The sequence below is a fragment of the Exiguobacterium sp. SH0S7 genome (assembly GCF_004337195.1).
Lineage (GTDB): Bacteria > Bacillota > Bacilli > Exiguobacteriales > Exiguobacteriaceae > Exiguobacterium > Exiguobacterium aurantiacum_A.
Window position 1 is genome coordinate 177119 of the sequence record NZ_SJVA01000003.1, and the last position, 15453, is coordinate 192571.

General features: G+C 54.8%; 14 protein-coding genes. 8 read left to right on the plus strand and 6 right to left on the minus strand.

What is annotated here, in order from left to right; all coding sequences use genetic code 11:
- Positions 1–2: 2 nt before the first annotated feature.
- The 4 genes from EVJ22_RS07660 to EVJ22_RS07675 all read left to right on the plus strand — a co-directional run bounded on the left by EVJ22_RS07660 (position 3) and on the right by EVJ22_RS07675 (position 3112).
- Positions 3–980 (plus strand): glycoside hydrolase family protein, encoded by a 978-nt coding sequence (locus tag EVJ22_RS07660; RefSeq protein WP_131443618.1) that lies wholly within the window; start codon positions 3–5, stop codon positions 978–980.
- Positions 977–1918 (plus strand): glycoside hydrolase family protein, encoded by a 942-nt coding sequence (locus EVJ22_RS07665; protein ID WP_131443619.1) that lies wholly within the window; start codon positions 977–979, stop codon positions 1916–1918. The genes EVJ22_RS07660 and EVJ22_RS07665 overlap by 4 nt, the downstream gene beginning before the upstream one ends.
- Positions 1915–2334, plus strand: coding sequence for a GNAT family N-acetyltransferase (locus EVJ22_RS07670; RefSeq protein ID WP_131438952.1), 420 nt, complete (start codon positions 1915–1917; stop codon positions 2332–2334). Before EVJ22_RS07665 ends, EVJ22_RS07670 begins: the two co-directional genes overlap by 4 nt.
- A 130-nt stretch (positions 2335–2464) precedes the next feature.
- Positions 2465–3112 (plus strand): DsbA family protein, encoded by a 648-nt coding sequence (locus tag EVJ22_RS07675; RefSeq protein WP_131443620.1) that lies wholly within the window; start codon positions 2465–2467, stop codon positions 3110–3112.
- A 19-nt stretch (positions 3113–3131) separates the two neighbouring features.
- Here the strand turns inward: EVJ22_RS07675 and EVJ22_RS07680 are convergent, their stop codons facing one another.
- Both EVJ22_RS07680 and EVJ22_RS07685 read right to left on the minus strand, forming a co-directional pair.
- Entirely contained in the window at positions 3132–3785 is a 654-nt protein-coding gene (locus EVJ22_RS07680; RefSeq protein ID WP_131443621.1) for an excalibur calcium-binding domain-containing protein, read from the minus strand.
- A gap of 213 nt (positions 3786–3998) precedes the next feature.
- The gene (locus tag EVJ22_RS07685) at positions 3999–4238 is read right to left on the minus strand and encodes a hypothetical protein (protein WP_071398208.1); all 240 of its coding nucleotides are present in this window, start codon (positions 4236–4238) and stop codon (positions 3999–4001) included.
- Between the two features lie 126 nt (positions 4239–4364).
- On the opposite strand from EVJ22_RS07685, the gene EVJ22_RS07690 reads away from it, so the two are divergent.
- Positions 4365–5606, plus strand: a complete 1242-nt coding sequence (locus EVJ22_RS07690; RefSeq protein WP_131443622.1) for a UDP-glucose dehydrogenase family protein — start codon at positions 4365–4367, stop codon at positions 5604–5606.
- Between the two features lie 75 nt (positions 5607–5681).
- Here the strand turns inward: EVJ22_RS07690 and EVJ22_RS07695 are convergent, their stop codons facing one another.
- Complete coding sequence (locus tag EVJ22_RS07695) at positions 5682–6155, minus strand: DinB family protein (RefSeq protein ID WP_131443623.1); 474 nt, start codon at positions 6153–6155, stop codon at positions 5682–5684.
- Between the two features lie 130 nt (positions 6156–6285).
- Here EVJ22_RS07695 and EVJ22_RS07700 point away from each other — a divergent pair, with 130 nt between their 5' ends.
- Entirely contained in the window at positions 6286–7014 is a 729-nt protein-coding gene (locus tag EVJ22_RS07700) for a DUF3784 domain-containing protein (protein ID WP_131443624.1), read from the plus strand.
- Complete coding sequence (locus EVJ22_RS07705; protein WP_131443625.1) at positions 7011–7271, plus strand: hypothetical protein; 261 nt, start codon at positions 7011–7013, stop codon at positions 7269–7271. The genes EVJ22_RS07700 and EVJ22_RS07705 overlap by 4 nt, the downstream gene beginning before the upstream one ends.
- 28 nt (positions 7272–7299) lie before the next feature.
- Here the strand turns inward: EVJ22_RS07705 and EVJ22_RS07710 are convergent, their stop codons facing one another.
- Together EVJ22_RS07710 and EVJ22_RS07715 are read right to left on the minus strand one after the other, a co-directional pair.
- Positions 7300–10005: an EAL domain-containing protein gene (locus EVJ22_RS07710; protein ID WP_131443626.1), complete on the minus strand. Its 2706-nt coding sequence runs from the start codon at positions 10003–10005 to the stop codon at positions 7300–7302.
- Positions 10006–10119: 114 nt separating this feature from the next.
- Positions 10120–11925, minus strand: coding sequence for a C40 family peptidase (locus tag EVJ22_RS07715; RefSeq protein WP_233589647.1), 1806 nt, complete (start codon positions 11923–11925; stop codon positions 10120–10122).
- A gap of 276 nt (positions 11926–12201) precedes the next feature.
- On the opposite strand from EVJ22_RS07715, the gene EVJ22_RS07720 reads away from it, so the two are divergent.
- On the plus strand, positions 12202–14055 hold the full coding sequence (locus tag EVJ22_RS07720) for a sensor domain-containing phosphodiesterase (RefSeq protein WP_071398202.1): 1854 nt from the start codon (positions 12202–12204) through the stop codon (positions 14053–14055).
- A gap of 17 nt (positions 14056–14072) precedes the next feature.
- Here the strand turns inward: EVJ22_RS07720 and EVJ22_RS07725 are convergent, their stop codons facing one another.
- Positions 14073–15443 carry a HAMP domain-containing sensor histidine kinase gene (locus EVJ22_RS07725; protein WP_131443627.1) on the minus strand — a complete coding sequence of 457 codons (1371 nt, stop codon included), beginning with the start codon at positions 15441–15443 and terminating at the stop codon, positions 14073–14075.
- Positions 15444–15453 lie beyond the last annotated feature (10 nt).

Genomic DNA, 15453 nt, shown 5'->3' on the forward strand with positions numbered 1-15453 from the left:
GAATGGCTGAGACGACGAAGACGACGTACGAATGGACGAACCGGCGCTTGCTGTTCAGTCCGCAACGGGATACCGACATCGATTGGATGGATGCATTCGCGCAAGCGCCGTCCGTGCTCGAGCGCGATACGTATTTACGTATCTATTTCAGTTGCCGGCCGAAACCAATCGATGGTCGCTACGTCAGCTATAGCGCTTACGTCGACGTCGATAAACGAGACTTTTCGATTTTACGTGTGAGCGAACAGCCAGTGCTTGCACTCGGGGAGCGGGGCACGTTCGACGAGTTCGGCATCTATCCGTTCTCGGCGATCGACGTCGGTGACGAGGTACACGCCTACTACGGGGGTTGGACACGTTGTACGTCGGTCCCGTTCAACGTCAATGTCGGTAAAGCAGTGAGTCAAAACGGTGGCAAGACGTTCGAGCGGATCGGGCCGGGACCGGTTTTGTCGTATACGCTCGATGAACCGTTCGTCTTGAGCGGGCCAAAAATCCGACGTTTTAATGACACGTGGTACTTGTTTTATATCGCGGGCCGGGAGTGGCTCATGCACGAGGGCAAACCGGAACCGGTGTACAAGATCCGTCTCGCCACGTCAGCCGACGGCGTGAACTGGGTGAAACAAGAGCGCGACTTGATCGAGAGCATCATCCCGTACGAGGCGCAGGCGAGCCCGGACGTGTTTTATGAGAACGGATCGTATCATATGTTCTTCTGTTATCGCGACGCGACCGATTACCGGAAGAATCCCGAACGGACGTATCGACTCGGCTATGCGTCGTCTCAGGACTTGTTGAACTGGACGCGCGACGATGACGTCATGCGCTTCACCCGCTTAGACGTCGGGTTTGACGACGAGATGGTCGCCTATCCACACACGTTCGTCGTCGGCGGGAAGCGTTATCTGCTCTATCTCGGCAACGAGGTCGGACGGGCCGGTTTCGGCATCGCCGAGCGGAAGGAGGAAACGACATGAAGTGGCGGAAACTCGGGCATATTTTCGATCCCAAGCCGCACGGCTTTTTCGGGGACTATTCAGCGTTCGCTCAATCACCGCAAGCACTCGTCTTCGACGACTTTGTCCGCATCTACTTCTCGACCCGGGAGCCGGATACGGACGGGACGTTCAAGAGCCATATCCGTTACGTCGATATGACACCGTCGTTCGAAGTGATCGCCGTATCTCACGACCCGGTCATCCCGCTCGGAAAACTGGGCACGTTCGATGAGCACGGCATCTTCCCCTTCCACGTCACGCGGACGGACGCGGGCCTGTACGGATATACGAGCGGCTGGAGCCGACGCGAGTCGGTGTCGGTCGAGACGGGGATCGGCCTGTCGGTCAGTCATGACGACGGGCATACGTTCGAGCGGCTCGGTGACGGGCCGGTGCTATCAGCGAGTGTCGATGAGCCGTTCCTCGTAGGGGACCCGTTCGTCTTCACGAAAGACAAGCAGTATATGTACTACATTTACGGTACGACGTGGAAGACGGGACCGGACGGTGTCGCCGAACGGACGTACAAAATCGCGCTCGCGACGTCCGAGGACGGGCGCACGTTCACCCGGCACGGCCGTATCGTCGCTGATGTGATTCCAGACGAGAGCCAGGCGCTCCCGACCGTGTTCGAGGCGGGTGGCCGTTATCACATGGTGTTCTGTTTCCGGGACACGTTCGGCTTCCGGGACGACCCGACGCGCGGCTACCGGCTCGGTTACGCTTATTCCGACGACCTCATGCAGTGGACGCGCGACGACGCCTCACTCGGTTTTGAACGGAGCGACTCGGGGTGGGATTCAGCAATGGAATGTTACCCGCACGTGTTCGAGATGAACGGGCGGCAGTATTTGCTGTATAACGGCAACGCCTTCGGACGCGACGGCTTTGGCGTCGCCGTCTTGGAGGACGTATGATCACGCTCGGCCGCGGGTCGGTCGCCGACTACGAGGCCCACCTCGAGGCGTGTGATGCGTTGTTCCCGACGGCATTGTCGGAACGGATCGACTTGCACGAATATGCGCGCAAGCTGCATGACCAGGCGACATCGTTCGAACTGTGGGACGACGACCGGTTGATCGGTCTCCTCGCGGTCTATTTTGATACGGATGTCGCCTTCATCAGTCATATCTGCGTCTTGCCGGAGGCGCCGAAAGGGAGCGGGCATGACTTGTTGGTCAGACTGTGCGATGAAGCGGCGCGGCAACATAAGCAGTTGATCCGGCTTCACGTCGAGAAGACGAATGAGCACGCCATTTCATTTTATAGAAAGCATGGCTTCATCGGGACGGGACAAGCGGGGAACGATGTGATTATGGAGCGCGAAGCGTGAAGGTTCTGAATAGAATCGAAGCGCTTCTTTTTGTCGTCACCGCGATTCGTCAACAGAATGTCACTCGAATTTTTTGGGGGTGTTGGTATAACATAAATATGTGAAGGATTGAACGAATGGAGGATGAAGGATGAAACGAAAAGCATGGATGTTGATTGGGTTGATGATCGTACTAGCCGCTTGCGGGAAGAGCGAGGCGGATGAACGAGGAGAGCAGTTTACATATACGAGGTATGAGCTCCCGCTCGAAGATAAAGTCGCGCTCGGCGATGGTTCGCACGAGATCGTCTTCGTCTTTGACTACAGTTGCCCATGGTGCAAAAAATGGATGGAGAGCGTCTTGCCAGAGGTCGAGTCGCGGTGGATCGAGACGGGAGAGGCGACGTTCAAAGGACAGCCGCTTGTCTTGTTGAATGAGCGGTCGCAACTGCTCGCTAGTGTCGATGCGAATGCGGAACGAGTGATGCCGGAACGGTACTATGCGTTGCAACGCCACGTCGGGCTCGACGCCGAGACGGTCTCGGACTTTGGCACGGAGGCGTACGTCCACCGGCTCGCGGAAACGTTCGGTGTGGACGCGGAAGCTCTGCTCGCGCCGCAAGTCGATGCGGGGATTCAAAACGCACGGCTCTATACGCGTGACCTCGGCGTCGAATACGTGCCGACCGTGTACGTGAACGGGATCAAGTTGCTCGACGCGTTCAGCTTAGAGGAGATGGAGCGGGTCATGTCTGGCGAGATTGAGGCTGGGGAACAAGTCGAGATGCCTGAAGAATGAACAAACGACACCCTCACGTCTACTGGGTGTCGCTCTGTCCGCAGGCGATGCCGTCAAGGTCAGTGTCGAACGATAGCAAATAGGCGTCGTGCTCGAGTGGGACACCGTCCGGGTAGACCGCGTTCAAATCGGTGCAGGAGCCGTACACTTCGAAGAACGAGTCCGTCTCATCAGTCGCGGCAATCGCGTCGTCTTGAAGCTTGGTCAGTTCATTTGCAAGTTGTTCGGTCAAGGCGTTCGCTTCCCGCAACTTGTCTTCGAGCGCATAAATTTCAGTCCGTTGCGTCTGGATGACTTCTTCTAAATCGAATACTTTTTGAAACAAGTTGTCTTGCATCATGTCTTCGCGGGCGGCAAGACGTGCCTCGAGTTTCTCGGTCACTTCCTGTTCGATTTGAATCGCTTGCCAGGCGAGGGCGTCGGTATGTTGTTCCTCGAGGGCGAGCAGGGATTCGTCGTAGCTCGCCTCGACCTCAGCTAAGTCGGAGCTGACGTGCAGCTTGTCTTGTTCCAAGTTGTAGTAGTAGACGCTCGAGCCGACGAGCAGTAAATATAAGACGGTCGCGAAGACTTGTAGTTTGATCGGCTCGACCGGATGTTCGGCGAACCAGATGAACACGAGGCTGAGCGTGCTCGCCACGCACGCGGCCGTGATGAACGTCATGATTGTCATAGACACCCCTCTTTTCCTAGACTCTCTTTGACTATTCCTGTTTTGACTCGAAAATGAAGTGACAAAGCGAGCATACTTTCAGGAAATCGAAGCAACACTTGGATGCCGAAACGCGATCATACCCGCAGATGTTCACACTGTATACATAATCGGGAAGCAGGAATTTCGGGGCATTCGTGGAATAAGACAAAAAGAAAAAACGCTCGACTGTCGTCAAACGCTCTTCTTGTCTTCAAGCTGTTGATTTTTACGCCATTTCCAAATCACGAGACCGAGGACGAGGAAAATCGGAGCGACCACCCAGGGACGGGCTTCGAGAATCGCAACAATTTCAAAGATGGATAGCCATCCGCTGATCATGACGAGGATGAGCAACAAGGTTCGCAGCCCCCCCCGGACCGGAAACCAGTAATAGATGAATAACGTGATCAAAAAGAAAGCGAGCAAGCCCATGCGGTTATTCCTTTCTAGCATCATTTTGACCAATTATAGCAGACAACATTGCGAGAGTGTTAGAGGGTTCCCTTTAAGACGACTTTTCGCTACAGTTGAAGATAGATTATCTAAGGAGGAACTAGCGTGAAATTTGGAATCATCGGCTTAGGATATGTCGGATTAGCCACCCTGTGTGGTCTTGCAAAAGCGGGACATGAAGTCATCGGTGTCGAGAAAGACCAACCGAGACTGCGCCGCCTCATGAGCGGCCACGCACCGTTTCACGAGCCGGGTATGTCGGAGGTGCTCCAAGACTATGCAGACTCGATCACACTTACGGATAACACCGCCGACACAAATGATGTCGATTACTTGTTCTTGGCTGTCGGTACGCCGAGCAAGGAAGATGGCAGCTGCGACATGACGTTCGTCGATGCCGCTTTGTCTGAGATCAACACGAAGCAAAAAATCGTCATCCGCAGCACTGTGCCACCGGGGACGACCGACTTACTTAGTATCATGTATCCATCCCACACGTTCGCAATCGTACCCGAATTCCTACAAGAAGGGCGGGCGCTCGCCGATGTCCTCAAACCGAACCGCGTCGTCATCGGCAGCGAAAATCTTGAAATCAGTGAAGAACTCGCCGGCATTTATGGCCGTCTCGGTGTGCCGATTGTTTGCACGACACCGATCAACGCCGAACTGATCAAGTACGCCTCGAACGCATTTCTCGCCACAAAGATCAGTTTCATGAACGACTTGTCACGCCTCGCGGATAAAGCAGGCGCCGACATCGCGACGATTGCCGACGGGATGGGGCTTGATCCGCGCATCGGACGTTCTTACTTAAACGCTGGTCTCGGTTACGGCGGCTCGTGTTTCCCGAAAGATATGAACGCGCTCTTGAACGTCGCGGCCGAGAACGAACTCGACTTGCCGGTCATCCGTGCGGCGATTCAAGCGAACGATGAACAGATCGCCTACGTCGCGTCGAAGATCGAACACCGTCCGAACCTGCGTGTCGCTTTCCTCGGTCTCGCCTTTAAACCAGGGACGGACGATATGCGTGACGCACCGTCGATCACACTCGCCAATCACTTACGGTTACGTGAAGTCGAAGTCGTCGGCTACGATCCGCTCGCGAAATGGGAGTACCGTCAAGCGTTGACACCGGAAGAGGCACTCAAAGGGGCCGACGTGGCGATTCTTGTCACAGAATGGGACGAACTCGTCAACTTGAAGCCGGAAGCGTTCGCTGGGATGCGGACGAAACGGTTGATTGACGCACGCAACGCATGGAAGTATGCACGTGACCCAGAAGACGTCGAGTACGAGGGCGTCGGTCGTATGCAGGGCAAGACGAACACACCGTCATCAAAATGATAAAAGACGAGACCGTTCAACAGGTCTCGTCTTTTTCGTTGCGGTCCATAACATAAGTGCTGAGTGCGACGGCGGTTAGCGGTTTATCTGTTCTTTTGTCGGGCCCATGACACCGGGGACGTGTTGTCCCGCTTGGCGTAAAAGTACCGTCATCTGACCACGGTGATGCGTCTGATGGTCGATCATCATGCGGAGGACGGCACCACGCGGCGTCATCTTCCCGTGGACATCGACTTCTTCTAGCAAGTAGTCATCTGTAAAACCGTCAGCGGCGCTTGAGATTTCTTGCGCGTATCGTTCGTACTGGTCGGCGATCAGGCCCGCTTGATCGGGCTGGGTCAGGCTCTTCAAAGCCGAGAGACGGAAGCCGAGCAAGTTCGTGAAGTAGCCGAGGGCGGTCGTGACGTGCCAGCCGATCCAACCGAGTGAGTTATGGTCGGGGACGATTTTTTGGCCGAGTGCGTCATCGGTCATGGCACGGAGCACGTCGAGCGTGCCGGTCGATGATTTTATCCAATCCTGTTTGAAGTCGTTAGCGGTGCGATACATAAGACTACCTCCTTCTGCGTATTCTACCGCTAGTATACGCATGCACCTTTCGTTCGCGCACGTCTGATGATTCGGTGAAACATTTCGGTCGATTTTCCCGTAAAATGAAGGAGATAGGAGGGACTTGTTCATGTGGATTCTTATATTTGCAGCACTACTCATGTTTGTCCTAGGGTTCGCCGTCCACAAGTTAGGGTGGCACTTTCTCATCTCGGGCTATAACACGATGAACGAAGCAGACAAGGCACACGTCGACATCAAACCGGTCGCACGGTTGATCGGTATCATGTGTTACGGCATCGGCTTCATCTTTCTCATCGTCGGCCTCATTGATTGGTTCGGGCTCGTCGTCCCAATCGAGCCGCTCTTTATCGTGCTCATCCTGTTCATCGTCGTCATCCTTTGGCGCGCCCAAAAGTATGACGGGAATATTTTTGACGACACGGGACGGCTTCGTCCGGGCGGGAAGAAGAAACTCATCCCGATCGTCCTCGTCTCTGTGCTCTTGCTCACGGTCGTGCCGGGAATCCTGATTTGGTTCTCTCAACCGACCGAGGTGACACTCACCGATACGGCACTCGTCATCGAAGGCAGTTACGGGCAAACCGTGCCGTATGACGAGATTGTTGATGTCATATTGACCAACGTCCCGGACGTCGAGCGTCGAACGAACGGGGCCGCTACAAGCTCACAACTGACAGGACACTTTCGAACGACTTATAAGGAAGACGTGCTTCTCTTTATCAACCGTGACACCACAGCCGCCATCCGCATCGACTGGAGCGGAAAACCGATCTATCTAAATCTTGAAACGAACGAAGCAACGGAACAATTATATGAGGAGGTGATCACTCGATGAGTCCATGGTACGCGCGCAACATGCCGTTCTTTTTCCTGACGTTCTTCTTTCCGCCGCTCGCGCTGCTCTTGCTCGTCTGGCAATGGGACAAATTTACGACAGACCGGGGCATCAAACTGTTTTTCGCGGTCGGGATGACGGTGTTCATCGTGTTCGGTCTATTGCCGCGCGGCACGCTTCCAGTCATCTTGCCGATCATTTTCGGCTTGATCGCCTTAAAGCTCGTACTGAACGTGATTGGACGAAAAAAAGGCTGACGTGCTAGACGTCAGCCGATCGGGACGCTCACTCAGGGCGTCCTTTTTTTTCGTTCACCCAAGCCTCGAATGCGTCAGGTTTGAGCGCCGGGGCGTAGTAATAGCCTTGTCCGAGCTCGACTCCTTCGGCGATCATCCGTTCAAGGTCTTCCTTCGTCTCGATACCTTCGGCGAGGGATGTGAGCGCCTGCTCGCTCGCGAAACGTGAGACGGCACGGAGGAATGATGTGCTGTCTTTCGCTTTCCCGCTGACATACATCCGGTCAATCTTCACTTCTTGAATCGGCAAGTGCCAAATCGCTTCGAACGAGGCGTAGCCGGTGCCGAAGTCATCGATCGACAAGCAGTAGCCGAGGTCGGCGATGTCCTCGAGCCGATCGAGCTCGTTCGCATGTGACATGATGTCGGCCGACTCGGTCAATTCGATTTTCAAGCGGTCCGGCAGCCACGGGTACGTCTCGATCAAATCACGCAGCTTCGTGACGATCGACGGGTCGACCGAGTGCGCGGACAAGTTGTACGACAACGAGACGTCGGAGAATGATGTATCGCGCCAAGCGACGAGCTGGTTGATGACTTGGTCAAGGATCGAGTGTGACAACCATAAAATCTGGTCTGACCGTTCGGCGATCCGGATGAACTCGTTCGGCGGGACGTGACCGATATCCGGATGCTGCCAACGGGCGAGCGCCTCGGCCCCGACGACGCGTCCGGTTGTCAATTCGACTTGCGGCTGATAGGCGACGGTGATGTGTCCTTGCTCGATCGCCTCGGGGAGCGCCTGTTCGATCAAGGCGGCCCACTGTAGCTGGGCGAGGATGCTCGCGTCATACCAGACAAACGGCGTCCGCGTTTCTTTGGCGTGTTGGAGTGCTCGCGTCGCCTCGAACAGACAATCCGTATAGTTCGGCGTCGTGTGTGCCACCCCGATTTGAACGTGGACGGTCTGCCGTTTTTGATTGATCAACAGTTCAGTCGGGAACAGCTCCATCAGCTCATGTTCGTCGAGCGTGTTAAACCCTTTGACGTACAGCATGAGCGTGTCGTCACGATAGCGGCCGAACAAATGATGCGCATACTTCTCGAGTCGTTCCTCGACGTGACGGGCGAACTTAGTCATGAGCAGGTCAGCATAAATCGTATCGTACCAATCGACGAGATGATGGAAATCGTTCAACTTGATTAAGAGGAACGTTCCGTCGATGTCTTGTTTTTCCCAGGCTCGGATAAAACCATACTCATTATACAGTTCGGTCGCGAGGTCGAATCGGACGAGACGATCGACTTTCCGTTCACGCTCGACGCGTTCGGTTTCATCTTCAAGGATCAAATAATACGTGAGCGTTCCCCCGCGCTTGAGCGGAATGATTTTCGCGTTCAAGAAGCGGGCATGTTCTCCTTTTAAATGCAAAATGAATTGGGCGCTCGTCCCATGCTCGGTCACACCTTCAAGTGCTTCTTGGAACAGGCGACGACCTGTGTTGGTGAACAGCTGGTTGATTTCGTACAAGTTCCGTTCGCCGAAGAACTGATCGAACACATCGTTCCGTTCGATGAAGTTATAGGCGTCATCGATCAACGCGATGGCGAGACCGGTCTCTGAGAACAGGGACGACCAACGCTCGTGATAGCGAAGCAGGTCGTTCGATTGCGTCTCGAGCGTGTTGACGGTCGAATGGACGCTCACCGCAATCTCTCGAAGCTCGTCTTCGATGCCGCGGAAGTCATGACTGGCCGGGAATGACGCCTCGACCGGTTCAGTGCTCGGGTCGATGGCGAGCGCACGGGCTTTCAAATGACTTAAATCATGGGCATACATTTTACGTGTATAGCAAAGCGCGGCCAAGAGTCCGGTCGAAAGCACGAGCGTCGCGAGCAGGACGAGGACGGCGAGCGTCCCGTATCGGTTTCGTTCCTCTAGGAGCAATGACTCGGTCGACGAGCGGATGGTCTGGAGCACTTCATGCGAGTCTTCGTAAAACTTGGTCCCGTTGACGTAACGCGCCTCGAGCGTCGAGCCGGCCGAAGCCAGTCGTCCCAACGCTAGGGCGCTCTCCGTTAAATCAGCGGTCGATTTCGTTTGGAGAGTAGGATTCGTCGCGATAATCTCTTCAAGTAAACGCGCTTCAGTGGCGATGGAGGCGAGTTCGACTTCCAGTTTTTCTCGGTCCGGCGTCTCCGCCAGCAAGTTTGTCACGTTTTGGATGAATGTCATCTGCATCCGCATGACGGCATCGGTCAACTCGTAGGCCGTGTTCGCTTGCGCGGTCCGCTCTAAGCCTTGGTAGAGCCAGCGCCGGTCAATCGATTCGATGACGTCAAACGGGACGTTGTCGAATTCGCTCAACTCGCCGTCGAGCGTCTCTTCTAGTCGTTCAGAAAAAGCGAGGAGGGCATCCCGTTCGCGTTCGTGGACCCCGGTCTCGAAATCATCGAGCAGCTGGGTGTTATACTGGAGCGCGCGTTCGCGATAAGGCGAGGACAACAATGCTGTCGGCTGGCCCGAGTTCAGTTCGTACAGTTTCGCGGCCTGGTGGAGGACAAGGTAAGACTCGACGCCGGCAAGATCGGATGCATGGTTCAAATTCGTCACGGACTGATCGACGCTGACATGCTTCTCTTTCCAGTAATAGCTTAATCCGAGACCGAATAACAACACACCGACGAGGCAGGCGACAGCAAGTACCATCGTATAGATCCGGTACGGAATTTTGGCGAATCGGTTGCTTCCCATCGTACACTCCCTTTCTACCTTTCCTATCTTATATCGCATTTCGAGTCTTTCAAGTGAAATCCTGCTAACTGAAAAAAAACCCGACAAAGGTCGGGTTTTCAAATGCGTCAAAGGTCACGGTCGCTTGTAGCCGATGAGGCGTGATTTCCAATATGGCTCTTTGCTGATTTGGTTGTAGCCGAGACCAAACGTCCCGGCGTGAATGAACGTATCGGCGTCGACCATGATGCCCATATGGGACGGGCCGGCCGTATACGTGTTCTCGAAAAAGACGAGGTCGCCGGCCTGAGGCACGAACGATTTGTCGAGCTGCGGACCGAAGTAAGACCCGGCCCAATAGTTGGCGACGTTCGTCCGTGGAATCGAGACACCTGCTTGGTTGAACGCGTAATAGATGATGCCTGAGCAGTCAAAGCCACCGTTGACCGGACTAGACGACGCCCAGATGTACGGCGTCCCGACGTATTTCTTAGCGACGGCGATCGTCGCGAGCCGAGTTGCTTGGGCGGTTTGTCCGTTGACTTGGGTGACGAACGCTTTGGCGACGAATCCTTGCGTCCCGTTCTCGTTGACACGGTAGTGTGTCGCCGTCTCGCCGACGACGTTCAACAGTCCGCCGCGGAGCGTCGACCCGACGACCTGACTTGAATCGTTTGCTTGGGCGCGGATCGCGGCCGGACTTGCCGTATAGAACGTATGTGAGTCGAACGACCCGCTGACCCATGTTGGTGCCGTCGTTGAGCCTTTCGGTACTTCTTTGACGAACGACGCTGCGACGAAGCCGGTCGTGTTGCCGATATAAATCTGGTGCCAGCCGTTTGCCGTCTGGACGACGCGGAGCGTCTGTCCGGCTTTGACGCTACCGACGATGGCGGAACTCGTCGACGCAGAAGCACGGACGTTCAAGGACGGGGTGTTGACGACGTAATCGACCGAAGTGTTCCCAGCCCCGGCGTCGCCTAAGTTCGGGGCGACCGGTGCACTCGGTGCGGTCGTCGTCTGTTTCAAGTAGCCGGCACTGACGTAACCGCTCTTTCCGTTATACGTGACGTAGTACCAAGTGCCGCTCTGTTTCGTCGCTTGCACGGTCGCGCCGTTCGGGATCGTCGTGACGAGCGCGAAACCGATGCCTGCTCCTTTTCGCACGTTCAAGTTCGCCGTCGTGACGAACGCTTGATTGACGCTCTCTTCTTTCGGCGCTGCCGGTGTCGCCGGCTGACTCGGTGAAGGCGTTGCGGCGGCTTTCTTTAAGTATGTAGTGGCGACGAAGCCTGTCGTCGAACCGTATTTGATGTGCGACCACGAACCTTCGACTTTTAGGATCGTGACCGTTTTTCCTTTCGGGATCGTGACGAGTACGTTCGCCTTTGTCGATTTCGAAGCCCGGAGGTTCAAGTTGACGGTCGTCTGTGACGTCGATTGGGCGGCCGGGCTGACGGTGCTCGTTGATGCCGTCGGCTTAGTCGTTGCTGCCTTGACTGTACCGAGATAATCGTTATGTACCCAGCCGATCTTCCCGTTGAAGGTGACTTGCGACCACGCACCGTTCGTCCGGAGTGGCGTGAGCACTTGACCTTTCGGAATCGTCAAGAGGACGTCGTGCCATGTGCCGGCGGCTTTTCGAAGGTTGAGAGAAGCGGTCGTCACTCGATTTTTGCTTACCGCCGTGCTCGCTTTCGTAAGCCCGGTCGGTGATCCGGCCAAATGAAGTGTTTGTCCGATGGCGATTCGGTCGGTCGTCAAGTTGTTCATCGACTTGAGTGTCGCGAGCGGGATGTGATGTTGTTGGCTGATTGACCAAAGTGTGTCGCCGGTACGGACGATATGGGTGCTAGCGGCGGATACTTCATCGGCCTGGGCGATGACGCTTACAGCGGCGAATGCGGCGAATGAATATATGAGGCCGGACTTGTGATCCATGGAGTCACTTCCTTTAAGGGTAATGGAGTCATTCATGACGGGTAACGATACACGTTTATTGTACGGTGCCGAGAAACCGGGAAGCAATGGTGGAAAGGACTCATTCGAACGAGATTCCTTGAAAAGCAGGTCAATATTTTTTGGTAGGTCTATCAGATAGATGACTCCTAAAAAGAGGGAAATTAAAAATTGACTTTCTGTTGAATTTTGGAAGGTCTCGTATTTGTGCTTCATGCTATCATTAAGGCAAAACTGTTTGAACGAAGGTAGGGGACTATGATCGAGGGGAACTTTTCAACACAAACATACCGTAAACATCAAGAGAAACTGTTCGAACTCGTACGGATGCCGGACGTGTCTGACGCGACAGTCGAGCAGGCGATCAGCTACATGTGCGAAGTCGTCGCGGATATGCTCGAAGTCGACACCGTATCAATCTGGCACTTCGATGAGGCGCAACACTCGATCAGTTGTCAAGTCGCATATTCAAAAGATAAAGGCATCAGCAAGCCGGCATTAACGGTCTATCGTCAGGATGCACCGGTCTATTTTGATGCGCTCTGCACGAATCGTGTCCTCCTGTTTGAGAACGTCCGGACGCACGAATGGGTGAAAAATTTATATCAACAATACTTCGTCGAAGGACAGCGGGTTTACTCGATGCTTGACGCGCCGATCATTGCGGACGGACAAGCCCGCGGTGTCATCTGCTGCGAGACGTACGAGCTTCGGAAGTGGACGTATGTCGAAGAGCTGATCGTGAGTACGCTCGCCGATTTTGTCGCTATTTTATATAGCCGGCTCGAACGTCAGTCGGTCGAACAACACATCGCCCGGCTCGCCTATACGGATGAATTGACAGGACTGATGAATAAGAACGCGTTCATCGAACGAGTCGACCGGATGCGGGACGAAATCGATCATCACCTCGGGTCACTCATTTACGTGAGAATCGACGAGTTCCGCTCTGTCGAGGACGCGCTCGGCAGCGAGAAGGCCAATCAATTAATCCAGGAAATCGCAAATCGGCTCCGTCTCGTCGTCGATCCGGCGATGTTCGCCCGGAGTTCTCAATCCGGCTTCGTCGTATGGACACCGTACGGCGACCGGATCAAAGCGTACGGGATTGCCGACATGCTTTGTGAGACGGTGACGAACGAGCCGTTTACCGTCGATGAACTGGATGTCGTCCTGACGATGAGTGCCTTTATCTCGATTGAGGATAAGGCGCGCTCGACGCTCGAGATGATTCACACGACACGGATCGCCGCTAGTCATCATCATGTCCAACGCGGTGGCATCATCTTCTATGAAGAGAAGATGAGCGAGAAGGCGACAGCCCGATTGACGCTCGAGATGAATTTGCGCAAAGGGCTCGCATTGAACGAGTTTGCGCTCTACTATCAGCCGAAAATTGACGGGTCGACCGGACGGCTCAACGGTTTTGAAGGGCTCATGCGTTGGATCCATCCGGAAAAAGGGCTGATCCCGCCGCTCGACTTTATCCCGCTCGCCGAGTCGACCGGTGTCATCATCGCCCTCGAGGAGTGGGCGCTCGAGGAGGCATGCCGCCAATTGAACGCCTGGCACGCCTCTGGCCGGACATATCACTTGGCGCTCAATTTGTCGGCCCGTCACTTCCTATCAGAAGGCGTTGTCGAGAAGTTCGCCCGTGTCGTTGAAAGAATGGGTGTCTGCCCGAACTATTTGACGTTTGAGATCACGGAGAGCGTCGGGATGGAGAATCAACAGCACGTCATCGAACGGTTCATCGCCTTCCGCAAGCAAGGCTTTTCGATTTCGATCGATGACTTCGGGACAGGTTTCTCGGCGTTCGTCTATTTAAAGCATTATCCGATCCATGAGATCAAAATCGACCGTCAGTTCATCCAAGCGACGGAGAACGACCCTACCGGAAACGTCATCGTCCAATCGATCATCGAGCTCGCCCGCGGCCTCGGTTTAAAGACCGTCTGCGAAGGCATCGAGACGACCGAGCAGCACGACACGCTCCGTTTGCTCGGTTGTGATGAGATGCAAGGGTATTACTTCTCGCGTCCGCTCGCGATTGATGAGCTTGAGGTATGGATTGAAGCTTATAACAATGAAAACAAGGATTCGCTCCGTTGAGCGAATCCTTGTTTTCATTACGGCAGATCAATCTGAATCGTCGTCCCGACACCGAGATCACTCGTCACGGTGACCGTGCCCCCGTGTGCCTTGATGATGTCCCGGGAAATCGCCATCCCGAGCCCACTGCCGAGCGCGTCGGTCGTATTCGTCCCTCGGTAATAACGTTCGAAAATATATGGCAGATCGGCTTCATCAATGCCATTCCCGTCGTCTTGCACGATAATCGTCCCGCCTAGGACCGTGACACATACTGTAACTGACTCGTCGTTATGGAGGAGGGCGTTATAGATGAAGTTGAGCAAAGCCCGCTTCATGAAATGACGGTCGACGTCACGTGACGCGGCGTCTGTGCTTGAGAACGTGATGTCGCGCGTCGCAAATCGTGGATCGTTCAAGACGTCGATGACGAGCTCGCGGACGAACGGCTCGAGCCCGGTCGTCTCGCGTTTGAGCGGGAAATCACCGTGCTGCAGCCGCATCGTCAAGTTGAAGTCATCGAGTAGTTCTTTCATATAGAGCGCTTGCCGTTCGATGACTTCAGCGTACTGGCGCCGTTCCGTCTCGTCGATTCCTGTATCCTCGAGCAGTTCGGCGTAGCCTTGGATCGAGGCGAGCGGTGTCTTCAAGTCATGGGACACGTTGCTCATCCACTCTTTACGGCGGCGCTCGAGTTGTTCCCGTTCTGACTCATATGTCGTCAGGGTCTGTGACACATCGTTCAAGTTTGCGAACACGGGTCGGTACATGCCGGGCCGTTTCGGTTCGACGGTCGAGAAGTCGCGTGCTTTCAGCTGAGCGATCCGCTCGGTCAAACGATAGACAGGGCGTGTCAAAATCGAACTGAAGGCGAGCCCGATCAGTGCGGCGACGGCGAGATCGACAATGAGTAAGATGACTGTCGCTCGCGACACGTAAGCGAAGATTGCCTCGGGATCGAGCATGAACAGGGCACGGTCCTCTTTGGCGTCTGGTACGCCGATCAAGTAGCTATACGTTTCAAATTCACCGACGAAGTAGAGGACGAGGTCGTCGTCTTTATACTTATAAATCTGAATCAGTTCGATTGGGGAGTAGGCATCGGGTGCGTCAACGGGCGCACCGACGTCGCTCACCACGTCACCTGAAGCATCGAGGATTTGGATGAACGCCCCGAACTCCTCAAGGGCGGTTATTCCGTCTTCGTTGACGACCGGCGCGCCGTCCTCGAGTGACATGTATTGGTTGAACGTGCGGGTGAACGTCTCTCCGGAGTTGCTCTCGACGTCATCAATCCCGGTCCGGTCGTTGACGAGCAACGTGACGAGAATGACGACGTTCAAGATGACGACGATGGCAACGATGGCAAGAATCGACACCAAGTAACGTCCGGTCAATTTCCATTTCAATTCAAACGCC